The organism is Phenylobacterium sp. (assembly GCF_041919955.1).
In the GTDB taxonomy this organism is placed as follows: domain Bacteria; phylum Pseudomonadota; class Alphaproteobacteria; order Caulobacterales; family Caulobacteraceae; genus Phenylobacterium.
The window spans coordinates 76,049-99,592 of sequence record NZ_JAYRSU010000003.1; the positions used below are offsets into that span (position 1 = coordinate 76,049).

The following is a 23,544-nucleotide window of genomic DNA, read 5'->3' on the forward strand; positions in this document are numbered from 1 at the left end:
GTACGCCCGGGCCGCTCAATCAGATTTCTGGACTTCTGATGCCACCGTTCTGCGAGCGCAAATGAAATCGCGGACAGGTGAGCCGAAGCCCGGATATTGTGCCCCGGACGCCGCAGGATTGCAGCAAGGCCTTGCCTGCTCTTTAAGGTGCGCGACAAGCCGCGCCCATTTCGGAAAGAAGGTTCGCCGTCGTGAGATATCTGCACACCATGGTCCGCGTTTCGGACCTCGACGCCTCGCTCGACTTCTACTGCGACAAGCTGGGCCTGGTCGAAGTCTCGCGGGTCGAGAACCCCGGCGGGCGCTTCACCCTGGTCTTCCTTTGCGCGCCGGGCGACGAGGCGGCTGCGCGCGAGAAGAAGGCGCCGACCGTCGAGCTGACCTTCAACTGGGACCCAGAGGACTACAAGGGCGGCCGCAATTTTGGCCACCTGGCCTACGCGGTCGACGACATCTACGCGGTCTGCCAGCGGTTGATGGACGGCGGGGTGACGATCAACCGCCCGCCGCGCGACGGCCACATGGCCTTCGTGCGCTCGCCCGACGGCATCTCGATCGAGCTGCTGCAGGCGGGCGAGCGCAAGGCGCCGGCGGAGCCCTGGGCTTCCATGCAGAACACGGGCGCCTGGTAGTGGCGGGGCGTCTGGCGGGGCGCGCGGCGCTCATCACCGGCGCGGCGGGCGGCATCGGCCTGGGCTGCGCCGAGGCCTTCGCGGCCGAGGAGTGCGATCTCGTCCTTCTCGATCTCGACGAGAAGAAGGTCGCCGCCGCGGCCAAGGACCTGGCCAAACGGTCGGGCCGCAAGGTCCATGCGCTGGCCTGCGACCTCGCCGACGCCGAGGCCGCGCGCAAGGCGGTGATCCGCGCCGCGGCCTTGCTGGGACGTATCGACGTGCTGGTCAACAACGCCGGCATCCTCGCCCAGGGCGACATCCTCGACGCCGAGCTGGAGGACTTCGATCGGGTGATGGCGGTCAACCTGCGCGCGCCCTTCGTGGTCGGCCAGACCGTGGCGCGGCACATGGTCGACGCCAAGATCCGCGGCTCGATCATCAACATGTCCTCGATCAACGCCGTGCTGGCGATCCCAAACCAGCTTGCCTACGTCGCCTCCAAGGGCGGGATCGCCCAGCTGACCAAGGCCATGGCGCTGGGCCTTGCGCCGCACGGCGTGCGGGTCAACGCCATCGGCCCCGGCACCATCGTCACCGACATCCTGCAGGGGGTGATGGAGAACGATGCGGCCCGCCGCCGGGTGCTCCAGCGCACGCCGCTGGGCCGTTTCGGCCAGACCTCGGAGATCGGCCGCGTCGCCGTCTTCCTGGCCAGCGACGATTCCTCCTACATCACCGGCCAGACCATCTATCCCGACGGCGGGCGCCTGGCGCTGAACTACACCGTGCCGGTGGATTGAATTTTCCTCCCCCTTGTGGGGACGGAAGGCTAAAAGCCCGCCGATGCTGCGACTGACCGAACTGAAGCTGCCCCTGGACCATCCGCCGGAGGCGCTGCGCGCCGCCGTTCTCGAACGGCTGGGCGTGGCCGACGCCGACCTCGTTTCCTTCGAGATCTTTCGCAGGGCCAACGACGCGCGCCGCAAGGCTGCGATCCTGATGGTCTATACGGTCGATGTGGCGGTGAAGGACGAGGCCGCGGTCCTGGCGCGCCACGCGGGCGACCGCAATGTCCAACCGACCCCCGACATGGCCTACCGCCACGTCGCCCAGGCGCCTGCGAACCTGGCTCGCCGCCCGGTGGTGATCGGGGCCGGTCCCTGCGGCCTGTTCGCCGGGCTGATCCTGGCCGAGATGGGGTTCAAGCCGATCATCCTCGAGCGCGGCAAGGTGGTGCGCGAACGCACCAAGGACACCTGGGACCTCTGGCGGCGCAGCAAGCTGCATCCCGAATCCAACGTCCAGTTCGGCGAGGGTGGGGCCGGGACCTTCTCCGACGGCAAGCTCTACAGCCAGGTCAAGGACCCGCGCTTTCTCAGCCGCAAGGTGCTGACCGAGTTCGTCGCCGCCGGCGCACCGCCCGAGATCCTGACCGAAGCCCATCCCCACGTCGGCACCTTCCGCCTGGTGACCATGGTCGAGGCCATGCGCGAGAAGGTCGAGGCGCTGGGCGGCGAATACCGCTTCCAGCACAAGGTCGAGGACTTCGACATCGCCGAGGAGGGCGGCCAGCGTCGCCTGCGCGGCCTGCGCCTGCAAGGCGGCGAGTACATCGAGGCCGACCGCGTCGTCCTCGCCCTCGGCCACTCCTCGCGCGACACCTTCCAGGTGCTGTTCGACCGCGGCGTCCATGTCGAGGCCAAGCCGTTCTCGCTCGGCTTCCGCATCGAGCATCCGCAGTCCTGGATCGATCGCGCCCGCTACGGCTCCAGCGCCGGCCACAAGGACCTGGGCGCGGCGGCCTACAGCCTCTCGCACCACTGCTCCAACGGCCGCACGGTCTACAGCTTCTGCATGTGCCCCGGCGGCACGGTGGTGGCCGCGACCTCCGAGCCGGGCCGCGTCGTCACCAACGGCATGAGCCAGTATTCGCGCAACGAGCGGAACGCCAACGCCGGCATCGTCGTGGGCATCGACCCTCAACGCGACTATCCGGACCATCCCCTGGCCGGCATCGCCCTGCAGCGTCATTGGGAATCCCAGGCCTTCGTCGCCGGCGGCGGAACCTACGCCGCGCCGGGCCAGCGGGTCGGCGACTTCCTGGCCGGCCGGCCCTCGACCAGCCTGGGCGAGGTGGTCCCGTCCTACCGCCCCGGCGTCACGCCCACCGACCTCTCGACCTGCCTGCCGGACTTCGCCATCGCCGCGATCCGCGAGGCCCTGCCGGTCTTCGCCCGCCAGATCCCCGGCTTCGACCATGCCGACGCAGTGCTGACCGGCGTCGAGACCCGCACCTCCTCGCCCGTCCGTATCACCCGCGGCGCCGACTTCCAGAGCCTCAACACCACCGGCCTCTACCCGGCCGGCGAGGGCGCAGGCTACGCCGGCGGCATCCTCTCGGCCTCCATCGACGGCATCAAGGTCGCCGAAGCCGTGGCGAAGAGCTTGGCGGGGTAATCGGCTGTTTGGGCCGGATGCGGCCCAGGGCGTCCAGCACCTTCAGGCGTCGCCCAGGAACGCCGCGATACTCGTCGATCGATCGGCGCCCGTCGTGGTCCTCGACAGTGGTGACGAAGCCGGCGAGCGCGCCTGCTCCGGAAAATCGGACGGTCAGTCGGCGAAACGCGTCAACTTGCGCCCCATGCCGATCGCAGAGGCCGGGCAGGGCGTCGGAGTAGGCTCGGACCGCTCGGACGAGGGCTGCCGACGGCTCTGCGCCGGTGATGTCGCCCGCTAGGAAATCGATCTCGATCCAGCCTCCCGGCGAGCGGCCGACTTCGCCGAAGAGGTCGACGTCGTAGACGCCGACCATCAACCCGGCTCCGCTTGCCAGGGAGTCGGCGACGTTGTGCGCGATAGATGTCAGGACGCCCAGCTTCACGGCCGCGCCGCGTCGCCGGGATAGATGTCGAAGGACAGATCCAGGCCCAGTCGAGCCAGCCGGCCGAGCAGGCCGTGCTCGAGAATGTCGCCGCTGTTTCCGCCGTCTATGAACCAGCCGATGAAGAATTCGGCGTTTCCGCCAGAACGGCTCAGCTCGGCAAAGAAGCTCGCCTTGTCTTCGAGCCGGTCAAGAACGCCGGAGAGGGAATCGCCGAGTTCCCGCGGCGGCCAGGCGCCTTCCGCCATGGTGGCCGTCCAGAAGCTCTCATGCCGCAAGCCCTCCAGCGGCCCGTCCTTTCGCGTGGCGTGTGGTTCGCCTGCACGCCAGACGCGGTCCGGCTCCATACCGAGCGCAGCGGTGAACTCGTCCGGATCGCGCGACGGATGATCAAGCCTCAGGCTGATGCAGTAGGAATAGCCGGCCATCTTCCCGCGCCTAGCTCAGCGACAGCGTCATCCGCACCGCGCCGCCGCCTTCGGTCGGCGTCGCTGCGGCGTTGGTGACGAACACCCGGGTGGCGTTGACCTGGCCGTCCTCCATCAGCGCGGTCTGCACCGCCTCGGCGCGGGTGCGGCCCAGTTGCGCCAGGTCCTGGTCGCTGACGGCGACGCGGCTGCGCAGTTTGTCTTCCAGCCAGGTGATCTCCGCGGCCTGGACGGCGGCCTTGTCGCCCTCGGCCTTGGGCGGTTCGGGCTTGGCGGCGAACTGCTTGCGATAGAAGTCCGAAAGGATCGCGTGGCGCGTCTTGCCGTCGGCGAGCGCGGCGTCGACCGCCGCGGGGGTGCTCTTCTTCCCGAGCCGCTCGCCCGCCGCCGCACGCAGTCCAGCCTTGAAGCGCGCCTCGACCAGGGCGGCGCGGTCGGCCTGGGGATCCGACGTCATCGGGATTTCGAGGTTCAGGGCCGGACGCTCGGCCAGGGCCTTGGCCAGTTGCGTCACCTTGGCCTTGCCGGCCTCGTCCAGGGTCGAGGCGCCGGGCGCGAAGTCGATGAACTGCAGATCCTCGCCCCCGCCGCCCAGCGAGCCCAGCAGGGCGAAGGGCGAGGTGACGATCTTGGTGAAGAGGTTGCCGACGATCTTCCAGATCACCGGCCAGACCTTGAACTTCGGGTCGTCCAGGGTGCCGCTGATGGCGATCGGGATGTCGATCACCCCGTGGCGGTCCTTCAGCAAGGCGATGATCAGCTTGACCGGCAGCTTGGTGGCGTCGGCGCTGTCGACCTTTTCGCCCAGCTCGAGCTGGTTGATCACCACCCGGTGGTTGGCGTCCAGCTTCTGGTCGTCGATGCGGTATTCCAGGTCGATGTTCAGCTTGCCCTTGTTGATCCGGTAGCCCGCGAACTTGCCGGAATAGGGGGTGAGCGTCGTCATCTCCATGTTCTGGAAGCTCATCTTCAGGTCGGTGAAGCTGCGCGCGGCGAAGTAATTGATCTGGCCGTCGATCTTCACCGGCGAGAAGCGGTCGACCTCGCCCTCCAGCGCCACGTCGGCCCGCGCGTCCTGGCGGCCCGACAGCCCCTTGATCGTTCCGTCCAGGCTCTGGATGCCCGCCGCGAAGTTCGGGTTCAGGGTCAGGTCGGCGAAATCCATCCGTCCGGCGACGATCCGCACCAGCGCGATCTCGATCGGCAGCGCCGCCTTTGGAGCGGACGGCGGCGGCGGGGGCGGCGCCGGGGCGGGCTTGGGCTTCCTGGCGAACAGCGAGGCCTTCTTCACGGGCGCCGGCGCCGGCGGCGGCGCGGCCGCAGCGGCCTTGGGGTTCAGGATGCTCGTGACGTTCATCACATAGTTCGGGCCGACCACGACCTTGGCGTAGGGCTCGCGGGCCACGACCTCGCGTACCTTGACCGCAAAGGGCTTGGTGGTGGCGCTGAGGCCGTCCAGTCGCAGGCTGCGCCAGTTGACGAAGTCCTGGCCCAGCACGTTGTCGACCGTGTGCAGGCGGTCGATCTGGGCCATGCCGTCGAATGAAAGCCCGCCGTCTGCGAACCTCGCCTTGCCCGCCGCCGAGGCCGCGCCCGACTTCAGCGTCAGGGCGACGCTGTCGCCGAGATAGGGCTGCAGGCGGACGAGATCGAGATTGTCGGCCTGGAGGTCGAGGTCGGCGGAGACTTTGTCCAGCACGACGGTTCCCTTGGCCGCGACCCGCCCGCCGCCGTCGACGCCGCTCGACGCCTCGACCTGCACGGGGGCGGCGATCGGCAGGGCCAGGCCCGTCACCGTCACGTCGAGAGGACTGGCGACGAACCGCACTGGCTTGGCGGGCGACCGCTCCTCGAAGTCGAGCTTGCCGCCGCGCACCCGCAGCTCGGGCAGGGCGACGGTCCAGCCAGGCCCGGGCTTGGCGTCGGTCTTGGCCTGTGGTGGGGCGGGCTTGGCCGCCGGCGCGTAGCGGGCCAGGTTCACGCCGCCGCCGGTCTCGGTCCAGGCCTTCACACTGGGGTTCGTCGCCTCGATCAGGCCCACGCTTACGGCCTGCTTGGGCACGTCGACATGGATTTTCGAGGCCGTGACCTGCGGCAGCGCGATCCAGTCGGCGTCGGCGCCCGCGGCGCGTAGGCCGGTCCCGCTCAGCTTCACGTCGTCCACGTCGACGCCCAGCTTCAGCGCCTCGCCCTTCATGGCGAAGTCGTAGCTGCCCGACAGGTCCAGCGCCCCGCCGGTCACCTCGAATGGGACGGCCTCGCGGGCGATCTCCCACAGGGGGCGCACCTGCACGCGGCTGATCGCGAAAGCCCCGCGCGAGGCGAGCGGGTTGAGGCCCAGACTGCCGCGCCAGGCCAGCCCCTCGCCCCGTTCGGAAAGGGCGTTGAGCACATAGGCGCCGCCGTCGCTGACCGTGCTGAAGTCCTTCAGGGTGAAACCGATCGGGCTGAAGGTCTTGGTCAGCGGTTCGCGCCGGGCCAGGTCGACCACCTCGGCGCGGCCGTTGCGCACCTCCAGGTGGTCGATCATCACCTTCTTGGCCGGCTCGTCGGTCTTCGGGGGGATCAGGTCCTGGATGTTCAGCCGCCGGTCGGCGCGGCGCACCAGTCGCACCTTGGGCGCGATCACGCTGATCTCGTTGAACGCCAGCCCGCCGCGCCAGATCGAAGCTGGGGAGAAGTCCACCGTCAGGGCGTCGAAGCCGATCATCGGCTTGCCGTCCGCGTCCGGCAGCCGGAAGTCGTGCGCCTCCAGCCGGAAGGTGAAGGGGTTGAGCTTCACCTCGCCGATCGCGGCGGTGCGGTGATACTTCTCGGCGACCTGGCTGACCACCTGCGAGCGGATGACCTTGGGCGCCACCCAGAAGCCCAGGCCCGCATAGAGCCCGACCAGGGCGGCCGGCAGGCCCACGCCCCAGGCCGCCAGTTTCAGCAGGCCCGCACGCCGTTTTGGCTGCGTCCCGGACGCAGGAGACTCCGTCGATGAGGACACGCCACCTCTCCTGACTCGCCGAGGCGAAGCGACGATAGCGCAATACCCAGGGTTGGACATCAGAGCGGGTCTGCGAAAGTTCCCACTGCTGACATGGTCCTGCGCAGATGCTGCGATGGTGGCCGGCGAGAGGAGGCGATCCATGCCCAAACCCAAGGCGTCCGCCGTACAGGCGCTCGGCCGCTGCGTCTGTGGGGCGGTGGAGCTGGAGATCGACGTGCCCGCCCGCTGGGCTTGGCACGATCATTCGGCCGCCAGCCGCCTGGCCCAGGGCTGCGCCTACGCCACCTATGTCGGCTCCTGGCGCAGTCGCTTCCGCGTGCTGAAAGGCGAGGATCGCATCGGCCGATATGAGGACGCGCAAGCGCGCACGAGCCGCAGCTTCTGTACGGCCTGCGGGACCCCGTTGTTCTACGAGCGCGCCCGCTCGCCGACCATGGTCAACATCCCGCGGGCGCTCTTCGTCGAGCGCACCGGCCGCGAGCCGCGCTACCACATGAACCTCGGCGAGCAGGCCGACTGGATCTATGCGGGCGAGCCGCTGGCTCCGCTCAAGGGCTATCCGGGCGTGATGTGGGAGCGGCCCCGCCGTCGCAAGCGGCGCGACGAGGAGCCCTTCCTTTAGGCCGTAACCAGGGCCGGGGTCTTCTCCCGGGCGAACCAGGCGACGATCACGCCGAAGGCCAGCATGGCCAGGCCGTTCTTGACTAGGCCCTCGACGCTGAAACTGGGCGAGCGGCCCACCGCCGACAGCGGCATGACGACGTAGTTCATCACCACGTAGATCACTGCGCCATAGACCAGACCCGCGGCCAGCCAGTGGCGTCGCAGGATCGGCGCGCGCAGGCTCGCAAAGACGAAGACCGCGGCGATGATCAGGCCCATCAGGTTCTGCAGCACGAAGCCCAGGGCGATGGTCGCCGCGCCGCCCGTGAAGGACGACTTGCCGATCAGGCCGCTGGCGATGAACTGCATGACGATGCCGGGGTCCTTGCCGCTGATCAGGCTCGCGGCGCCGATGTCCAGCGTCCCGGCGATCAGCCCGCCCAGCAGGATCGCGTTCAGTGCGGATCGGGTGTCGTTCACGAAAATCCTCAGCCTCGCGGCGGCGTTGGGCCGTCGACGAGGGGACGCTAGTGCAAGAACGATGTTTGCTCAACGGCTGTTCAAATGGGAATTTTCTTGCTTAAATCCTTGTATTCAAGGGCGTAACTCCTGAGTTACCTCACGCCCTGGCGAACGCCGCCAGGTCGGCGTTCAGCGGCGCGATATGGGTCGCGAACAGGCCGTGCGGCGCGCCTGGGTAGACCTTCAGTCTTCCGTTCTTCAGCAGACCGGCGGCCGGCTGTCCGGTGATCGCCAGCGGGGCCGAGGCGTCCCTGTCGCCATGGATCACCAGGCACGGCAGGTCGATGGCGGCCATCTCGTCGCGGAAGTCCGCAGTGATCATCGCTCGGTTGCAGTCGACGATCGCCTTCATCGAGGCCTGCATCATCATCGCCTTGATCCAGGTGCGGATCCCCTGGGAGGTCTCGGGAACCACGAACGGGTCGGTGTTGGCGTCCAGCCAGCCGGGGAAGTCGGCCAGGAACGCCTTGCGGCCCATCTCCAGCATCTCCATCGGCACGCCGTTCGGATTGTCGGCCTTGCGCGCCAGGCAGGGCAGGGTTGGGGCCAGGAACAGCACCCTGGCCACGCGGCCCGACTTGCCATGCCGGCTGAGGTATCGGACCGCTTCGCCGCCGGCCATCGAATGGGCGACCAGCACGACGTCGCGCAGGTCCAGCGCGTCCAGCACCGCCGCCAGGTCGTCCGCCAGCGTGTCGTAGTCGTAGCCGTGGCCGGGATCATCCGACTTGCCGTGGCCGCGCCGGTCGTAGGCGATGCAGCGGAAGCCCGCCTCGCTCAGCGGCGCCATCTGGTAGGCCCACATGTCGGAGGAGAGCGTCCAGCCAGCCAGGAACACGACCGGCCGCCCCGCGCCCCAGTCGCGCAGGAACAGGCGGGCGCCGTCCGCGGCGACGACGTGGGGCCGCGCGGGGCCGGTGGCGGGTGCTGCAGCGCTCGGCGCGGCGGCGGTCATCGCTGGGCCGGCCAAGGCGGCGGCGAGCAGGTTGCGGCGGTTCATGTGGCGCTCCTCGATCTGACGACCAAGGGATGCCGCAGGACGCGAGGCGCCGCGATTACGCGTCAGGTAATCGGGACGCTGCGGGCGGATAGGCGTGGCGCGCGCCGTTCGGGTCCTCGACCTCGCCGTCGCCCAGATAGTTCGGACCCACCGGCGCCTTGCCGTGCCCGCCCGGAATGTCGAGCACATAGGTCGGCTGGCAGAGGCCCGAATAGGTCCCGCGCAGGGCCCGCATGACCGCCTGACCCTCTTCCAGGCTGGTGCGCAGGTGCGAGGTGCCGGGCGCCAGGTCGCCCTGGTGCAGGTAGTAGGGCCGGATTCGCAGTTCGACGAAGGCGCGCATCAGGCCGCCCAGGATCTCGGGATCGTCGTTGACCCCCTTCAGCAGCACGGTCTGGCTCAGCATCGGCAGGCCAGCGTCGATGATCCTGGCGCAGGCGGCCCGCGCCGCGGGCGTCAACTCGCGCGGATGGTTGGCGTGCAAGGCGACATAGACCGTCTTGCCCTCGCAGCGCAGGGCCGCGATCAGTTCGTCGGTGATCGCCGCGGGATCGGCGGCCGGGACGCGGGTGTGATAGCGGACGATTTTGACGTGCTCGATCTGCGCCAGCCGCGCCGACAGCTCCGCCAGCCGCCGCGGCGACAGTACGAACGGGTCGCCGCCGGTGACGATCACTTCCCAGATCTGCGGACGCTCGGCGATGTAGGCGAGGGCGGCGTCGAGCTGCGCGGGCGTCAGGTTCGACAGCCCCTCAGGTCCCACCATCTCGCGCCGGAAGCAGAACCGGCAATAGACCGCGCAGGTGTGGGTGGGCTTCAGAAGCACCCGGTCGCGGTAGCGGTGGACGATCCCCTCGACCGGGCTGTGCGTGAAGTCGCCGATCGGATCGGCGTTTTCCAGCGGGCCGCTCTCCAGTTCCTCGCCCGACGGCATGAATTGGCGCGCGATCGGGTCGTGCGGGTCGGCCGGGTCGATCAGTTCGGCCATGGCGGGCGTGATGGCCAGGGCGTAGCGCGCGGCCACGCGCTCCAGCTCCGGCAGCCGCTCCAGCGGCGCCAGGCCGGCGGCGACCAGGTCGCTGGCTTTGCGGATCGTGCTCATCGCCGCGCATATGGCCCATGCCGGGACGGGGAGCAAATGCGTCACCTTCACCGAGTGTCATCCCGGTTTGCGAAGCAAGACCGGGATCCATGGACACCGGATAGATCAGGATGCGGCTCGGCCGCGTCACTTCTTCGAATTCAGACGTGAATGGGTCCCGGCCTCCGGCTACGCCGAAACCGCAATGACGCTTAGGAAAATGGCTCGGCGACCGGCGTCCAGATCACGTCCTCGATCCGGCGCGCGCCGGTCGCCAGCATCACCAGCCGGTCGAATCCCAGCGCCGATCCACAGGCCGGCGGCATGTGAGGCAGGGCGGCCAGGAAGTCCTCGTCGATCGGATAGCGCTCGCCATAGACGCGGGCCTTCTCGTCCATCTCGGCCTCGAAACGCCGCCGCTGCTCGACGGGGTCGCTGAGCTCGCCGAAGGCGTTGGCCAGTTCCACCCCGCAGGCATAGAGCTCGAAGCGCTCGGCCACCCGCGGGTCCTCCGGCTTCGGCCGCGCCAGCGCCGCCTCGCTGATCGGGTATTCGCACAGCACGGTGGGCCGGCCGATCCCCAGGTTCGGCTCGATCTTCTCGACCAGCGCCTTGGAGTAGACATCGGCCCAGACGTCGTCGTCCGAGACCCGCACGCCCGCGGCCCGCGCCGCCGCCGCCAGCCCGTCGCGGTCGGTCTCCCCGTTCGCCCCGACGGTGGCGAGAAGGTCGATCCCGGCGAAGCGGTCGAACGCCTCCTGCAGGCTGAGCCGTTCAGGTTCCTGGAAGGGGTCGGACGAAACCTGCCGATAGGAGAGGGTCTTGGCGCCCGCCGTATCGGCCGCCAGGGCGAGCAGGTCGGCGCAGTCGGTCATCAGCTGCTCATAGGGCTCGTGCGTCCGATACCACTCCAGCAGGGTGAATTCGGGATGGTGCAGCGGCCCGCGCTCGCGATTGCGCCAGACCCGGGCGAGGTCGAAGATCCTCGTCTCGCCCGCCGCCAGCAGCTTCTTGCAGGCGAACTCAGGCGAGGTGTGCAGGTGCAGTGGCCGCCGCTCTCCGGAATTTCCAACGATTTCAGTGGTGAAGGCGTGCAGGTGCGCCTCGTTGCCGGGCGAGGTCTGCAGCGCCGCGCCCTCGACCTCGGTGAAGCCGCGATCCTCGAACCAGCGGCGCACCGCTCGCGTGATCGCTCCGCGCGCCGTCAGGAACGGACGGCGATCCTGGTGGATGTCGGCGCGCCACCACGGCGCGGAGCGATGCTCGTTCATGCGGCCATTTCGATCATGACTGGCGAAAATCGCCCTCTTCGTATAGGTGCGCGGCCAAGACCGCCGCTCGGCGGAATCGCGCGGGGCCGATGTCCGGCCTCCCCAATAGGCTCGAGGACGAACTACGTGAAGGTCGCTGCCAGCTCGCTCAGGAAAGGCGCCGTCGTTGATATGGACGGCAAGCTCTATGTCGTCCTGACCGCCGAAAACATCCATCCCGGCAAGGGCACCCCGGTGACCCAGCTCAACATGCGCCGCATCTCGGACGGCGTGAAGGTCTCCGAGCGCTGGCGCACGACCGAGCAGGTCGAGCGCGCCTTCGTCGACGACCGCACCTACAACTTCCTCTATCAGGATGGCGAGGGCTACCACTTCATGCAGCCCGAGACCTACGATCAGGTCGTGGTGTCTGAAGAGACCGTGGGCGACAACGCTCCGTGGCTGACCGATGGCCTGTCGGTGATCCTGTCGGTGCACGAAGGCGTCCCGATCGCCATGGAGCTGCCGCGCACCGTGATCTTCGAGATCGCCGACACCGAGCCGTCGGTGAAGGGCCAGACCGCGTCGTCGTCCTACAAGCCCGCCACCCTGACCAACGGTCAGCGCATCATGGTCCCGCCGTACATCGCCGCCGGCACCCGCGTGGTCATCCTGACGGAAGACTGGACCTACTCGGAACGCGCCAAGGACTAAGCGCTTCGCACGGCGGGGAGAGAGCATTTTCTGGAAAGAAGATGCTCTCTTTTCAAATGAGTTGGAGCGGATCGGCGGATCCGCCCTAGGCGAACCGCTTGGCCCCCGCCACGCACAGCACCACTCCGGCGGTCACGGCCGCCATGGGCCAGCCGACCGGCTCGCCCAGCAGGCCCGCCGCCAGGGCCAGGCCCATGAAGGGCTGCAGCAGCTGCAGCTGCCCCACCGCCGCCACCCCGCCCAACGCCAGGCCGCGGTACCAGAACACGAATCCGATCAGCATGCTGAACAGCGAGACATAGGCAAGGCCCGTCCAGGCCGGCGCGCCGACGTGCGCCACGCTGATCGGCCAGGCATAGATCGCCACCACCGCCATGAACGGCGCGGAGATGACCAGCGCCCAGCAGATCACCTGCCAGCCGCCGAGCCGCCGCGCCAGGCGTCCGCCCTCGGCGTAGCCGAGGCCGCATACCACGACCGCCGCCAGCATCAGCAGGTCGCCGATGACGGAGCCTTCGGCCCCGCGCGTCATGGCGAAGCCCGCCACCAGCGCCGCGCCGATCAGCGAGAACACCCAGAAGGACCAGCGCGGCCGCTCGCCGCCCAGCAGCACCGCAAAGGTGGCGGTCGCCACCGGCAGCAGGCCGACGAAGACGATCGAATGGGCGGCCGTGATGTGCTTCAGCGCCAGGGCGGTCAGCAGGGGAAAGCCCAACACCACGCCGACGGCGACCAGGACCAGCGGAAACAGGTCGCGCCGCGCCGGCCTCTCGGCCTTCAGCGCCGCCAGCAGGCCAAGCCCCAGCAGCCCGGCGAACAGGGCCCGCGCCGCCGTCAGGAAGACGGGGTCCAGGTCGGCCACGGCGACCCGGGTTGCGGGCAGGGACCCCGAGAAGATCGCCACCCCGATGAAGCCATCGATCCAGCCGCGCGTGCGCTCGTCCATGTCCGCCTCCAGAAAACGAGGCGCGGATATGCCGCCGGCCGCCTGGCCAGGCCAGGAACGGTTGGGTACAATTGTCTCAAACTGTACTGATCCAAAAGGCGATACAATGAGCTTGGAGGGTGGGATTACCCGCGTCGAGCAGGTGATGGGCGCCGTGCGCGCCAGGATCGCGACGCGGGCGCTGCAGCCGGGCGCGCGGGCGCCCTCGATCCGGGCGATGGCGCAGGCGATGAACGTCTCCAAGTCGACCGTGGTCGAGGCCTACGACCGTCTGGCGGCCGAGGGCGTGGTGGAAGCGCGGCGCGGCTCGGGCTTCTATGTCGCCGGCCGGGCTGCGCCCTTGGCGCTGTCCGAGATCGGACCGCGGCTGGACCGCTCAATCGATCCGCTCTGGATTTCGCGTCAGTCGCTGGAGGCCGGGCCGGGCGTCCTTAAACCCGGCTGCGGCTGGCTGCCGGCCGACTGGATGCCCCAGGACGCCATGCGCCGGGCCATGCGCGCCCTGGCCAGGACCGAGCGCGTCAACCTGACCGATTACGGAACGCCCCTGGGTTTGACGTCGATGCGCAGCCTGCTGTCGCGCCGCCTGGCCGAACGGGGCGTGGAGGCGGCTCCGGCCCGGATCATGCTGACCGAGTCGGGCACCCAGGCGATCGACCTGGTCTGCCGCTTCCTGCTGGAGCCGGGCGACGCGGTCATCGTAGACGATCCCTGCTACTTCAACTTCCACGCCATGCTGCGCGCCCATCGCGTCCGCGTGTTCGGCGCGCCGTGGACCCCTCATGGCCCGAACCTCGAAGTGTTCGAGCAGTTGCTGTCCGAGCATCGGCCGCGGCTCTACATCACCAATTCGGGGCCCCAGAACCCGACCGGGGCGACGCTCTCGCCCGTCGTCGCCCATCGCCTGCTGAAGTTGGCCGAGCGGCACGACCTGACGATCATAGAAGACGACATCTATGCCGACCTCGAGCACGAGCCCGCGCCCCGCCTTGCCGCCTTCGACGGCCTGGAGCGCGTCGTGCATATCGGCAGCTTCTCCAAGACCCTGTCCGCCGCCGCGCGCTGCGGCTTCGTCGCCGCCCGCGCCGACTGGATCGACGGCTTGGCCGACCTGAAGGTGGCGACCTCGTTCGGCGCTGGCCAGCTCTCGGCCGAGCTGGTGCTCTCCATCCTCACCGACGGCGGCTATCGTCGCTATCTGGCGGCCTTGCGCGAGCGGCTGGCGCGGGCGCGTGGCGAGACCCTTCGGCGGCTGGGCGGTCTCGGGCTCACGCCATGGATCGAGCCGCAGGCGGGCCTCTTCCTCTGGATGCGCCTGCCAAGCGGTCTCGATGCGGGGCGCGTCGCCCAGCAGGCGCTGACGGACGGCGTCGTGCTGGCGCCGGGCGACGCCTTCAGCCCGTCGCAAAGCGCGACCAGCTACCTGCGTTTCAACGTCGCCCAGTCGGGCGACGTGCGGCTCTACGAGGTGCTGGCGCGCGCGATGGACGCCTAGGCCGGCGCCCGTCGGGCGGTGACGATCTTCACCGGCTTGGCGAGAATCTCGCCCTTCATCACCCCTTCGCCGGCGGTGGGGGATGTGGGTTCGGCCAGGATCTTCTTCACCGTATCCATGCCCTCGACGACCTTGCCGAACGCCGCAAAGCCCAGGTTGTCGCCCGGCTGCTTGGGGTCGGCGTCCATGTAGGTCATGTCGCCGACGCAGATGAAGAAGTCGGACGTCGCCGTCCCCGGCGAGGTGCGGCCCATAGAGAGCGCCCCGTTCACATGCGACAGGCCGGTCTTCGTCGTCGGCTCGTGGGCGATCGGCTTCAATACACGCTTGGGATCGTTCTGCACGCCGCCCTGCACCAGCCCGTATTCCGGCGCGTTGGGCACTTTCGAGGCCCGGTAGAAGGTCGCGCCGTCGAAGCGCTTCTCGTCGACATAGCGAAGGAAGTTGCCGGCCGTGATCGGCGCCTTGTCCGGATAGACCTCCACCAGGATCGGCCCGTCGGCGGTGTCCAGGGTCACGCGGACCGGGCCGGCGGGCGCCGGCTGGGCGTGCGTCATGGCCGCTGCGGTCGCGGCGGCGGCCAGGACTGTAATGAAGAGGCGGCGTTTCATGTGCGGCTCCGAGCGTTGTGCGAGAGCTTATCGCGCGCGGTCGGTCACGCAACGGCGCAAGCGCTCGTTGCCGAGATTTAAATATCGACGTTATTTTGGCGTGTTCGTCGGCGGTATAAGGGCGAATGGTAACATTAGTAATGTTACCGGTTTGAAATAAATGAAAATACTGGACGAATGGGGTTTCGGGACATTGCATTAAATGTAGATAATGGAATCGTGACGTGGGGGCGTCTGTTGCAATGATGATTGGTCCGAACTCTTCGAGTGCAGATGAGATTTTGCAATTACTCGAAGGTTCGAGCCGACCGTTGCGACGGGCCGAGGTGAACGGTCTGGCTGGGCCGCTGGCCCGCGCGCTGCACCTGGATGCAGCCGGGATGATCTCGCTGATGTTCGCCTTGCAGGGCGACTTTCGTCATGCCGTCCAGTTGGCCGAGCGCATCCTGCCGCGGGGCGAGACCTGGACGATCGATCCAGACCCGCGCGTCGGCCGCCGTGGCGGCCTTTGCGTGGTGCGGATCGGCGAGGCGGGGGCGAAGGGAAGCGTCCCGGCCCTGGTCCTCGCCGCGGCGCTGCTGCGCGTGAGCCTCGGGGCCTAGTCCCGTTGCGGGCGTTAAGTGCTGCTTAACCATCGGGGGCGGAACCTCGCCTGTGTCTTCCTTGAAGACACCCCACCATCACCGAACTTCGATGAAAGCCCGGCTCCGGCCGGGCTCTTTTTTTGATCTGTGGGCAAAGTCGATTTGAGCGCTTGCGCACCGCGCCGGGCCTGGGTATATGCCCGGCCTCCAACGTGATCCCCGATAGCTCAGTTGGTAGAGCAGTCGGCTGTTAACCGACTTGTCGCAGGTTCGAGTCCTGCTCGGGGAGCCACTTGGACTTCTGGCCCTGACCAAAGAACTCCCTGACAATCAAGCATATGAACGCGCGACGCTCGGCGCCCTCGACGCTGGCCGCCTGCACGGCTACCACCGGGCGGCTTCGACGATTCAAGGGCGGAAATGCGCATCCACTTCACCGGCATAGCGGGGGCGGGCATGAGCGCCGTGGCCCTCATGATGCGCAGCGCCGGCCACGAGGTCTCGGGTTCCGACGAAGACGTCTTCCCGCCGATGTCGACCTATGTCGAAGGCCTTGGCTTCCCGTTCCACCGCCGATTCGCCGCCGAGAATCTGCCCCAGGGGCTTGACCTGCTGGTGCTCGGCACCAGCGCCAAGCTGGGGGCGGAGGCGAATCCCGAGGTCGTGGCCGCCCGCGCAGCCGGCGTTCGAATCACCACCTTCGCCGAGTTGCTTGGGGAAACGACGGCCGCGCGCGACGTGACCGTGGTCGCCGGCTCCTTCGGCAAATCCACCTGCAGCGCACTTGCGGCTCATATCCTCGACCAAGCCGGCGCCGATCCGGGCTGGATGGTGGGGGCGATCTCGCCATCCTTGCCGGCTACGGGGCAGTGGGGCTCGGGGCCGATGATCCTGGAGGGCGACGAATACGTCGTCTCGACCACGGACCGCCGCTCGAAGTTCGCGCTCTACGCGGCCGATCATCTGCTGCTGACCTCGCTTATCCACGACCACGTCAATGTCTTCCCGACCTTCGCGCAGTACGAGGCGCCGTTCCGCGAACTGCTGCGCCGCCTGCCGGAGGAGGGCCTCGCCGTTCTGCGCGACCATCCGGCCATCCGCGCGGTCGCCCACGAGACCCGCGCCCGCGTTGTCTGGTACGACGCCGAGCCCTGCGAGGGCTGGCACGCACGCGACATCGTCTATGGCGAGACGACCAGTTTCGAGCTCGTGGCGCCGCACGGCCGGACCATTCGCCTGGCCACCGGCCTGCTGGGCGCCCACAACGTCGAGAACATCGTCGGGGTCGCCGCCCTGCTGCTTGAGCGCGGTCTGGTGTCCGAAGACGCCCTGGCCGCGGGCGTCGCCAGCTTCGCCGGCATCCGCCGTCGTCTGGACCGTCTGACCGGCGCCTCGCGCGTGCCGTTGATCGAGGGCTTCGGCAGCTCCTACGAAAAGGCCCGCTCGGCGATCGAGGCCATGCGCCTGCACTATCCCGACCGGCCGCTTGTCGTGGTGTTCGAGCCCCACACCTTCTCCTGGCGCAGCCGCGACGCCCTGCCGTGGTACGACACGGTGTTCGAGGGCGTGGAGCAGGTGTTGCTGATCCCCCCGCCGACCCACGGCGCGGCCAGCCATCACCAGTCGACTTTCGACGAGATCATCGCCCGCATCGCATCCGCCGGCGTCGCGGTGCAGGGCGTGGCGGACGCGCGGTCCGCCACCCAGGTCCTCTCGCACCTGACCGGCGGCGAGGTGGTCCTGCTGCTGTCTTCCGGCCCGCTGCTGGGCCTGCCCGACAGTCTGCCCCCGGTCTTCGACCGCCTTTACGCTTAAGCGTCCTTGAACTGCGCCCGGCGGGGGCCGAGATAGCCGAACAGGAAGGCGGCGACCTTGCGCATCTGGATCTCCTCGCTGCCCTCGGTGATCCGATAGCGGCGGTGGTGGCGGTAGATGTGCTCGAAGGGCTTGTGCCGCGAATAGCCGATGCCGCCGTGCACCTGCATGGCCCGGTCGGCGGCCTCGCAAACCAGGCGGTTAGCCCAGTAGTTGCACATCGAGACCTTGTCCGAGAGCTGCTTCTCGACCTCCTTGTGGGGCATGCGGTCCATCTCCCAGGCGGTCTTGCGGATCAGCAGCCGCAGCATCTCGGTCTGGGTCGCCAGCTCGACCAGCGGCCACTGGATCGCCTGGTTCTCGGCCAGAGCCTTGCCGAATGGCTTGCGGGCGCGGGCGTATTTGACGCTTTCCTCGATGCAGTAGACCGCCGCGCCCAGCGACGAGGCCGCCTGGCGGATGCGGTTCTGGTGCACGAAGGACTGGCCGAGGCCCAGGCCCCGATCGATCTGGCCCCAATAGCTGTCCTCGGGGATCCACACGTCGGTGAAGCTGACCCGCGGATGGTCGGTCGGCATGTTGAAGGTCCACAGCCACTCCTCGACCTTCACGCCGGGCGCGTCGGCCGGGACGATGAAGCAGGTGATGCCGGTGGCGTCGCCGTCCTCGCCGCTGGTCCGTGCGAACACCATGCAGTGGGTGGCCACATGCATGCCCGTCGACCACATCTTTTCGCCGTTGATCAGCCAGCCGGGCTGGCCGTCGCGATCCTGGCGGACCGCGCGCGTCTCCATGTGGGTGGCGTCCGAGCCGTGGTTCGGTTCGGTCAGGCCGAAGATGGTCCGCATCTGACCGGCCAGCAGCTTGGCCGAGTCGCGCTCGTACTGGGCGTTGGTCGCGAACTCCTTGAACATCAGGATGAAGGGGTTGTTGCCGACGATCGAGTGTTCGTTCTGCAAGTCGTTGTGCAGGCCCAGCCCCTTGGCGGCCAGGTGCTCGCGGATCACCGCCATGTCGAGATTGCTGCCGTTCTTGCCGCCCATCTCGCTCGGCCAGGCATAGCGCAGGTGGCCGGCTGCATCGGCGCGGCGGCGGGCCTCGGCCAGCAGCTGCTCCCACTCGTGCTTGGGCAGGCCGCCGGCTTCCCAGTCCGTGCGCTCGTACTCCCGCCGATGGTCGAAGAACCGGATATTGTCGTTCTCGTTCTCCAGCGGCTTGATCTCCTTCTCGATGAAGACGTCGAGCTCGGCCAGATAGGCGACAAGTTCCGGCGACAGGCTGAAGTCCATTGGCGTCTCTCCCTCTTTTGGGAGCAGCCTAACCCAGGTTTTCGCTGACGCCGGGTCATCCATCGGTTGACGTGGCGTCGCCGTTTACAGCCGGCCCCCGGCGGCGCCTGATGGCGAAAAGGCGGGAGAGGGAGGCGATGTCGGATCTGGTGCGCGCGGGGCTTGAACGGCTGGCGGCCCGCCTCGGCGGCGAGGGGGCGCGACTGGCCGATCTCCAGCGGCTCTCGGGCGGGGCGAGCATGGAGACCTGGGCCTTTGCTGTCGAGGGCGAGCGCGGCCGCCAGGACCTGATCCTGCGCCGCCGGTCCGCGCCTATGGACCCGGGGGAGGGGCGTTCGGTCTCGCTGGCCACGGAGGCAGCCCTGATCGTCGCGGCCCACGGCGCCGGCGCGCCGGTCGCAGAGCTCGTCCATCTGGCCGCGCCGGACGATGGCCTGGGCGAAGCGCACATCACCCGCCGTGTCTCCGGCGAGACCCTGGGCCGCAAGATCGTCTCCGATCCGCGCTTCGAAGCGGTCCGTCCGCGCCTCGCCCGCCAGTGCGGAGAGATTCTGGCCCAGATCCACTCGGCGGCCCCTCCGCCGGCGCTCAAGACCGTCGACGCGCTCGAGGAACTGGCCCGCTACGAGGAGGCCTATCGCAAATCAGGGGCGCAGCGCCCGATCCTGGAACTGGCCTTCCAGCATCTGAAGAAGCACGCGCCGCCGCCCATGGCTCCGGTGTTGCTGCATGGCGACTTCCGGAACGGCAATCTGATGATCGACCCGGACCAGGGCGTCGTCGCCGTGCTGGACTGGGAGCTGTCGCACTGCGGCGACCCGGCCGAGGACCTGGGCTGGATCTGCGTCAATTCCTGGCGCTTCGGCCGCGCCGATCGCCCGGTCGGCGGCTTTGGCGACTACCAGGACCTGCTTGACGGCTACCGCGCCGCGGGCGGGGCCGACATTCCGCTCTCGCGGCTCCGCTACTGGCAGGCGCTGGGTTCGCTGAAGTGGGGCGTCATGTGCCTGATGATGTACGCCAGCTACGCGAGCGGCGCCGAAAGCTCAGTCGAGCGCCCGATGATCGGCCGCCGCGTTTCCGAGACCGAGATCGACCTCGTCACCCTGCTGGAGAAGGGCCTGTGATCGAGCATCCGAAAGCCGAGGAACTGGCCCAGGCCGTGGCCGGCTTCCTGGAAAGCATCCGCTCCCAGCTCAATCCGCGCGACGCCTTCCTGGCGCGCGTCGCCGCCAACGCCATGGGCGTGATCGGCCGCGAACTGGCTGGCGGCCGGGCCGCAGAAGACGCCGCGGCGGCAAGGCTCTCGGCCCTGCTCGGGCGCGAGGGGGCGCTGACCGAGCTCAACGCCGACCTCTGCGCGCGGCTGCGGGCGGGCGAGATGGACGCCGCCACGCCGGGCCTGCTGTCCGCCCTGCGGTCGAACATCACCGACCAGATCGCCATCGACCAGCCAAGCTACGCGCCTGAGCCGCGTTAGCAGGGCAAAATCTTGCTCAAGATCCCCTCCCGGACAGCTTGAACCAACCCAATCGGGAGGAGCGGGGGCGTCCTTCGTAGTCAAAGCGGGAAGGGCCCTGGCGGAGGTCGTCGTTCGCGGATAGAGCGGCGACATGTTGACTCGTGAAGACTGTCAGGACCTCGACGCGCAGGACCCGCTTTGCGGCCGCCGCGAGCTGTTCGACCTGCCGGACGGGGTGATCTATCTCGACGGCAATTCGCTGGGCGTGCTTCCCCGCAATGTCCCGCCCCGTCTGGAGGCGGCGGTGCGGAACGAATGGGGCCGCGACCTCATCAAGAGCTGGAACACCGCCGACTGGATCCATCTGCCTCAGCGGGTGGGCGCCCGGATCGCCCCGCTGATCGGCGCGGCGGCCGACGAGGTGATCGCCGCCGACTCGACCTCGGTAAACCTCTTCAAGCTGGCGGCCGGCGCGCTGAAGCTGCGGCCCGGCCGCAAGGTGATCGTCACCGAGCCGGGCAACTTTCCGACCGACCTCTACGTCCTCCAGGGCCTGCGCGACCTGATCGGCGACGTGCAGCTGCGCGTGGTCGAGCCGGCGGGCCTGGAGGCGGCGCTGGACCAGGACGTGGCCCTGCTGCTGCTCACCCACGTCCATTACAAGAGCGGCCGGCTGCACGACATGGCGGCCCTGACGGCCCGGGCTCATGCGGTCGGCGCCCTGGCGATGTGGGACCTCAGCCATTCGGCGGGCGCACTGGCCGTGGACCTGAACGGTTGCGGCGCGGACCTGGCGGTCGGCTGCGGCTACAAGTACCTGAACGGCGGGCCCGGCGCGCCGGCGTTCCTATTCATCGCCAAGCACTTGCAGGGTGATTTTAAGACGCCGCTCAGCGGTTGGATGGGCCATGCCGCGCCCTTCGCGTTCCACGACGAGTATACGCCCGCGCCAGGCGTCCTGCGCGGCCTCTGCGGCACGCCGGCTGTGCTCGGCCTCACGGCCCTGGAGGCGGCGTTGGAGGCCTTCGACGGAGTCGACATGGGCCAGGTTCGCGCCAAGTCCCGCGCCCTCGGCGACCTCTTCATCGACCTGGCGCTGGAACGCTGCCCGCAGTTCGGCCTCGGCTGCTCTCGCGACTCCGCCGGCCGCGGCAGTCAGGTCGCCCTGACCCACGAGGCCGGCTACGCGATCATGCAGGCCCTGATCGCCCGTGGCGTCATCGGCGACTTCCGCGCGCCGGAAGTTCTGCGCTTCGGCTTCACCCCGCTTTACCTGCGCTATGTCGACGTCTGGGACGCCGTCGACATCCTGGCCGACGTCATGGGCACGGAACAATGGCGCGATCCCCGCTTCCACGAGGTCTCCGCCGTCACATGAGCGACAAACTGCACACCCCGCCGGCCATGAGCTACGGCGACTATCTGGGCCTCGACACCCTGCTGGCCTCCCAGAACCCGCGGTCGGACGAGCACGACGAATTGCTGTTCATCGTCATCCACCAGGCCTCCGAGCTGTGGCTGAAGCTGTCGCTGCACGAACTGCGCGCCGCGCGCGAGCACATCCGCGCCGACGATCTGGGCCCGGCCTTCAAGATGATCGCCCGGGTCAGTCGTATCCAGGGTCAGCTCATCCAGTCCTGGGACGTGCTCGGCACCATGACGCCCAGCGATTATCACGCGCTGCGCCCGCACCTGGGACAAAGCTCGGGATTCCAGTCGTTTCAGTACCGGATGCTCGAGTTTCTGATGGGCGCCAAGGACGCCTCCATGCTGCGCGTCCATGAGGGGACCGAGGTCCACGCGCCACTGAGCGCGGCCCTGGCCGAGCCCAGCCTCTACGATGAAGCGGTCCGCCTGCTGGCGCGGCGCGGCTTCGCCATCCCGTCCGAATTGCTGGAACGCGACTGGCGCACGCCGCACGTCTCCCACCCGGCTGTCGAGGCGGCCTGGGCCGCCGTCTATCGCGACCCGGACGAGCACTGGGATCTCTATGAACTGGCCGAGAAGCTGGTGGACCTGGAGTTCCGCTTCCAGCAGTGGCGCTTCGCCCACCTGAAGACCGTCGAGCGGATCATCGGCTTCAAGGGCGGCACCGGCGGCAGCGCCGGCGCGGCGTACCTCAAGAAAGCCTTGGAAGGTTCGTTCTTTCCAGAACTTTTCCAGGTTCGCACGACGCTCTAGGGGGGCGCGACCGCCTGTTCGATCGCCCGGCCCAGGGCGTCCGACAGCAGCGGCTTTTCGACGATGTCCACCCCTGCGGCCTGGGCGCGCCGACGGACCTGCGCCGTCGGGTTGGTCGTGATCAGCACTGCGGGCAGACGCACGGAACGCCGACGCAGGGCTTCGATCAGCGTCAGTCCGTCCATTCCCGGCAGCTCGTAGTCCACGATCAGGCAGGCGTGGTCGGCTGGAAGCCTGGCGCAGCGCGCCAGGCTCTCGCCGTCGGGAAAGGTCTCGACCCGGTATCCGTCGAGCTCGAAGGCGAACTTCAGGGCCCGGCGGACGGCCGCGTCGTCATCGACCAGGAAGAGCGAGTCGCCGACCATAGGATCAGGCCGCCGCCTTCCAGGTCGGCTCCAGCGCCTGGTGCGGCGGACAGGGCGCGACTGCGGTCTGAGGCAGGCCCACCATTTCGTTGGCGAAGCCGTGGTTCACGTCGCGGTGGTGCGCCTCGTCGGCCCGGACCACCAGCACGACGTCGCGCAGGGTCGCGGTCTCGGGCAGGCCCCAGTAGCGCTTGGCGATTTGCGGGGCGGGCACGTTCTCGCTGCGGCCCTCGTCGATCTCGGCCAAGTAGTGGGTGTAGCTGATCACCGCCTCTTCCTCGAAGTAGCCGACCACGCGATGCGCAGTCTTCGGGGAGACGACGTAGAGGCCGAAGAAGAACAGGTAGAACACCCACTGCACCGCCACGACCACGAAGCGTTCGAACAGGGTCGGCTTGCAGACCTCGATGAAGGTCATCAGGTGCATGCGCTCGTTCTCGGCCTCGTCCATCAGCGTCTTGATCCAGCCGCGGTCGTCGCACATGCGGCGCAGGCACTTCAGGTGGGTGAGGGTGGCGCCGACCATGCCCGGCACCGCCGCGACGGTCTCCAGCACCACCGCGCGGTGGCCATAGCGCTTGGCGAAGAAGGTGTCGGCGAAGAATCGAAGCATCTTCACGAAGCCGAACGCGACGGTGTCTGAGACGCCGGTCGGGCGATGGTGCACGGAGGTGTCGACGAGGGGAGGGGTCATGTCCGGAGTCCTAC

At 68.5% G+C, this 23,544-nt stretch carries 24 protein-coding genes and 1 tRNA gene; 13 read left to right on the forward strand and 12 right to left on the reverse strand.

Annotated elements, in window-relative coordinates:
- Window positions 1-191: 191 nt before the first annotated feature.
- The 3 genes from ACE3T2_RS03700 to ACE3T2_RS03710 are packed head-to-tail and all read left to right on the forward strand — an operon-like array spanning window position 192 to window position 3,071.
- On the forward strand, window positions 192-632 hold the full coding sequence (locus ACE3T2_RS03700) for a VOC family protein (protein WP_374654833.1): 441 nt from the start codon (window positions 192-194) through the stop codon (window positions 630-632).
- Window positions 632-1,414, forward strand: a complete 783-nt coding sequence (locus ACE3T2_RS03705) for an SDR family NAD(P)-dependent oxidoreductase (protein WP_374654835.1) — start codon at window positions 632-634, stop codon at window positions 1,412-1,414. The genes ACE3T2_RS03700 and ACE3T2_RS03705 overlap by 1 nt, the downstream gene beginning before the upstream one ends.
- Before the next feature lie 43 nt (window positions 1,415-1,457).
- On the forward strand, window positions 1,458-3,071 hold the full coding sequence (locus ACE3T2_RS03710; protein ID WP_374654837.1) for an NAD(P)/FAD-dependent oxidoreductase: 1,614 nt from the start codon (window positions 1,458-1,460) through the stop codon (window positions 3,069-3,071).
- Here ACE3T2_RS03710 and ACE3T2_RS03715 read toward each other — a convergent pair.
- From ACE3T2_RS03715 to ACE3T2_RS03725, 3 genes are read right to left on the reverse strand one after another with little or no spacing between them, the layout of a single operon-like run.
- Window positions 3,031-3,495, reverse strand: coding sequence for a hypothetical protein (locus ACE3T2_RS03715; RefSeq protein ID WP_374654839.1), 465 nt, complete (start codon window positions 3,493-3,495; stop codon window positions 3,031-3,033). The genes ACE3T2_RS03710 and ACE3T2_RS03715 overlap by 41 nt on opposite strands.
- The gene (locus tag ACE3T2_RS03720; protein ID WP_374654841.1) at window positions 3,492-3,923 is read right to left on the reverse strand and encodes a DUF4279 domain-containing protein; all 432 of its coding nucleotides are present in this window, start codon (window positions 3,921-3,923) and stop codon (window positions 3,492-3,494) included. Before ACE3T2_RS03720 ends, ACE3T2_RS03715 begins: the two co-directional genes overlap by 4 nt.
- Window positions 3,924-3,933: 10 nt before the next feature.
- Complete coding sequence (locus ACE3T2_RS03725; protein WP_374654843.1) at window positions 3,934-6,915, reverse strand: DUF748 domain-containing protein; 2,982 nt, start codon at window positions 6,913-6,915, stop codon at window positions 3,934-3,936.
- Between the two features lie 142 nt (window positions 6,916-7,057).
- Between ACE3T2_RS03725 and ACE3T2_RS03730 the strand changes: the two genes are divergently transcribed.
- Window positions 7,058-7,540 carry a GFA family protein gene (locus ACE3T2_RS03730; RefSeq protein ID WP_374654845.1) on the forward strand — a complete coding sequence of 161 codons (483 nt, stop codon included), beginning with the start codon at window positions 7,058-7,060 and terminating at the stop codon, window positions 7,538-7,540.
- Here ACE3T2_RS03730 and ACE3T2_RS03735 read toward each other — a convergent pair.
- The 4 genes from ACE3T2_RS03735 to epmA all read right to left on the reverse strand — a co-directional run bounded on the left by ACE3T2_RS03735 (window position 7,537) and on the right by epmA (window position 11,395).
- Window positions 7,537-8,001: a hypothetical protein gene (locus ACE3T2_RS03735; protein ID WP_374654847.1), complete on the reverse strand. Its 465-nt coding sequence runs from the start codon at window positions 7,999-8,001 to the stop codon at window positions 7,537-7,539. The genes ACE3T2_RS03730 and ACE3T2_RS03735 overlap by 4 nt on opposite strands.
- A gap of 139 nt (window positions 8,002-8,140) precedes the next feature.
- Window positions 8,141-9,043 carry an alpha/beta fold hydrolase gene (locus tag ACE3T2_RS03740; protein WP_374654849.1) on the reverse strand — a complete coding sequence of 301 codons (903 nt, stop codon included), beginning with the start codon at window positions 9,041-9,043 and terminating at the stop codon, window positions 8,141-8,143.
- A gap of 55 nt (window positions 9,044-9,098) precedes the next feature.
- Entirely contained in the window at window positions 9,099-10,145 is a 1,047-nt protein-coding gene (locus ACE3T2_RS03745; RefSeq protein WP_374654851.1) for a lysine-2,3-aminomutase-like protein, read from the reverse strand.
- Window positions 10,146-10,336: 191 nt separating this feature from the next.
- Window positions 10,337-11,395 (reverse strand): EF-P lysine aminoacylase EpmA, encoded by a 1,059-nt coding sequence (gene epmA / locus ACE3T2_RS03750; protein WP_374654853.1) that lies wholly within the window; start codon window positions 11,393-11,395, stop codon window positions 10,337-10,339.
- Window positions 11,396-11,521: 126 nt separating this feature from the next.
- Here epmA and efp point away from each other — a divergent pair, with 126 nt between their 5' ends.
- On the forward strand, window positions 11,522-12,088 hold the full coding sequence (gene efp / locus ACE3T2_RS03755; protein ID WP_374654855.1) for an elongation factor P: 567 nt from the start codon (window positions 11,522-11,524) through the stop codon (window positions 12,086-12,088).
- A gap of 85 nt (window positions 12,089-12,173) precedes the next feature.
- Here efp and ACE3T2_RS03760 read toward each other — a convergent pair whose 3' ends face one another.
- A complete protein-coding gene (locus tag ACE3T2_RS03760) occupies window positions 12,174-13,034 on the reverse strand; it encodes a DMT family transporter (RefSeq protein WP_374654857.1) in 861 nt (286 codons plus the stop codon).
- A 106-nt stretch (window positions 13,035-13,140) separates the two neighbouring features.
- Between ACE3T2_RS03760 and ACE3T2_RS03765 the strand changes: the two genes are divergently transcribed.
- Window positions 13,141-14,529, forward strand: a complete 1,389-nt coding sequence (locus ACE3T2_RS03765) for a PLP-dependent aminotransferase family protein (RefSeq protein WP_374654859.1) — start codon at window positions 13,141-13,143, stop codon at window positions 14,527-14,529.
- Here ACE3T2_RS03765 and ACE3T2_RS03770 read toward each other — a convergent pair.
- Window positions 14,526-15,140 carry a peptidylprolyl isomerase gene (locus tag ACE3T2_RS03770; RefSeq protein ID WP_374654861.1) on the reverse strand — a complete coding sequence of 205 codons (615 nt, stop codon included), beginning with the start codon at window positions 15,138-15,140 and terminating at the stop codon, window positions 14,526-14,528. The genes ACE3T2_RS03765 and ACE3T2_RS03770 overlap by 4 nt on opposite strands.
- A 311-nt stretch (window positions 15,141-15,451) precedes the next feature.
- Here ACE3T2_RS03770 and ACE3T2_RS03775 point away from each other — a divergent pair, with 311 nt between their 5' ends.
- The 3 genes from ACE3T2_RS03775 to ACE3T2_RS03785 all read left to right on the forward strand — a co-directional run bounded on the left by ACE3T2_RS03775 (window position 15,452) and on the right by ACE3T2_RS03785 (window position 17,539).
- Window positions 15,452-15,742, forward strand: a complete 291-nt coding sequence (locus ACE3T2_RS03775; protein WP_374654863.1) for a hypothetical protein — start codon at window positions 15,452-15,454, stop codon at window positions 15,740-15,742.
- Window positions 15,743-15,940: 198 nt separating this feature from the next.
- Window positions 15,941-16,016: transfer RNA gene (locus ACE3T2_RS03780), tRNA-Asn, on the forward strand.
- Between the two features lie 128 nt (window positions 16,017-16,144).
- A complete protein-coding gene (locus ACE3T2_RS03785) occupies window positions 16,145-17,539 on the forward strand; it encodes a Mur ligase family protein (protein WP_374654865.1) in 1,395 nt (464 codons plus the stop codon).
- On the opposite strand, the gene ACE3T2_RS03790 is transcribed toward ACE3T2_RS03785, so the two are convergent.
- Window positions 17,536-18,828 (reverse strand): acyl-CoA dehydrogenase family protein, encoded by a 1,293-nt coding sequence (locus ACE3T2_RS03790; RefSeq protein ID WP_374654867.1) that lies wholly within the window; start codon window positions 18,826-18,828, stop codon window positions 17,536-17,538. The genes ACE3T2_RS03785 and ACE3T2_RS03790 overlap by 4 nt on opposite strands.
- 137 nt (window positions 18,829-18,965) lie before the next feature.
- Here ACE3T2_RS03790 and ACE3T2_RS03795 point away from each other — a divergent pair, with 137 nt between their 5' ends.
- The 4 genes from ACE3T2_RS03795 to kynA all read left to right on the forward strand — a co-directional run bounded on the left by ACE3T2_RS03795 (window position 18,966) and on the right by kynA (window position 22,471).
- Window positions 18,966-19,955: a phosphotransferase family protein gene (locus ACE3T2_RS03795; RefSeq protein WP_374654869.1), complete on the forward strand. Its 990-nt coding sequence runs from the start codon at window positions 18,966-18,968 to the stop codon at window positions 19,953-19,955.
- Complete coding sequence (locus tag ACE3T2_RS03800) at window positions 19,952-20,308, forward strand: DUF6285 domain-containing protein (RefSeq protein ID WP_374654871.1); 357 nt, start codon at window positions 19,952-19,954, stop codon at window positions 20,306-20,308. Before ACE3T2_RS03795 ends, ACE3T2_RS03800 begins: the two co-directional genes overlap by 4 nt.
- A gap of 133 nt (window positions 20,309-20,441) precedes the next feature.
- On the forward strand, window positions 20,442-21,668 hold the full coding sequence (gene kynU, locus ACE3T2_RS03805) for a kynureninase (protein ID WP_374654873.1): 1,227 nt from the start codon (window positions 20,442-20,444) through the stop codon (window positions 21,666-21,668).
- The gene (kynA, locus tag ACE3T2_RS03810) at window positions 21,665-22,471 is read left to right on the forward strand and encodes a tryptophan 2,3-dioxygenase (protein WP_374654875.1); all 807 of its coding nucleotides are present in this window, start codon (window positions 21,665-21,667) and stop codon (window positions 22,469-22,471) included. Before kynU ends, kynA begins: the two co-directional genes overlap by 4 nt.
- Here the strand turns inward: kynA and ACE3T2_RS03815 are convergent.
- Entirely contained in the window at window positions 22,468-22,836 is a 369-nt protein-coding gene (locus tag ACE3T2_RS03815; RefSeq protein WP_374654877.1) for a response regulator transcription factor, read from the reverse strand. The genes kynA and ACE3T2_RS03815 overlap by 4 nt on opposite strands.
- A gap of 4 nt (window positions 22,837-22,840) precedes the next feature.
- Window positions 22,841-23,530 carry an alternative oxidase gene (locus ACE3T2_RS03820; protein ID WP_374654879.1) on the reverse strand — a complete coding sequence of 230 codons (690 nt, stop codon included), beginning with the start codon at window positions 23,528-23,530 and terminating at the stop codon, window positions 22,841-22,843.
- Between the last annotated feature and the right edge of the window lie 14 nt (window positions 23,531-23,544).

Bases quoted from the DNA above. Each gene is read 5' to 3' on its own strand.
- ACE3T2_RS03760 (WP_374654857.1), bottom strand. From the start codon at position 13,034: ATGGACGAGCGCACGCGCGGCTGGATCGATGGCTTCATCGGGGTGGCG.
- ACE3T2_RS03740 (WP_374654849.1), bottom strand. From the start codon at position 9,043: ATGAACCGCCGCAACCTGCTCGCCGCCGCCTTGGCCGGCCCAGCGATG.
- ACE3T2_RS03795 (WP_374654869.1), top strand. From the start codon at position 18,966: ATGTCGGATCTGGTGCGCGCGGGGCTTGAACGGCTGGCGGCCCGCCTC.
- ACE3T2_RS03790 (WP_374654867.1), bottom strand. From the start codon at position 18,828: ATGGACTTCAGCCTGTCGCCGGAACTTGTCGCCTATCTGGCCGAGCTC.
- epmA (WP_374654853.1), bottom strand. From the start codon at position 11,395: ATGAACGAGCATCGCTCCGCGCCGTGGTGGCGCGCCGACATCCACCAG.
- ACE3T2_RS03730 (WP_374654845.1), top strand. From the start codon at position 7,058: ATGCCCAAACCCAAGGCGTCCGCCGTACAGGCGCTCGGCCGCTGCGTC.
- ACE3T2_RS03710 (WP_374654837.1), top strand. From the start codon at position 1,458: ATGCTGCGACTGACCGAACTGAAGCTGCCCCTGGACCATCCGCCGGAG.
- ACE3T2_RS03765 (WP_374654859.1), top strand. From the start codon at position 13,141: ATGAGCTTGGAGGGTGGGATTACCCGCGTCGAGCAGGTGATGGGCGCC.
- ACE3T2_RS03785 (WP_374654865.1), top strand. From the start codon at position 16,145: ATGCGCATCCACTTCACCGGCATAGCGGGGGCGGGCATGAGCGCCGTG.
- ACE3T2_RS03815 (WP_374654877.1), bottom strand. From the start codon at position 22,836: ATGGTCGGCGACTCGCTCTTCCTGGTCGATGACGACGCGGCCGTCCGC.
- ACE3T2_RS03745 (WP_374654851.1), bottom strand. From the start codon at position 10,145: ATGAGCACGATCCGCAAAGCCAGCGACCTGGTCGCCGCCGGCCTGGCG.
- ACE3T2_RS03720 (WP_374654841.1), bottom strand. From the start codon at position 3,923: ATGGCCGGCTATTCCTACTGCATCAGCCTGAGGCTTGATCATCCGTCG.
- kynU (WP_374654873.1), top strand. From the start codon at position 20,442: ATGTTGACTCGTGAAGACTGTCAGGACCTCGACGCGCAGGACCCGCTT.
- ACE3T2_RS03820 (WP_374654879.1), bottom strand. From the start codon at position 23,530: ATGACCCCTCCCCTCGTCGACACCTCCGTGCACCATCGCCCGACCGGC.
- ACE3T2_RS03770 (WP_374654861.1), bottom strand. From the start codon at position 15,140: ATGAAACGCCGCCTCTTCATTACAGTCCTGGCCGCCGCCGCGACCGCA.
- kynA (WP_374654875.1), top strand. From the start codon at position 21,665: ATGAGCGACAAACTGCACACCCCGCCGGCCATGAGCTACGGCGACTAT.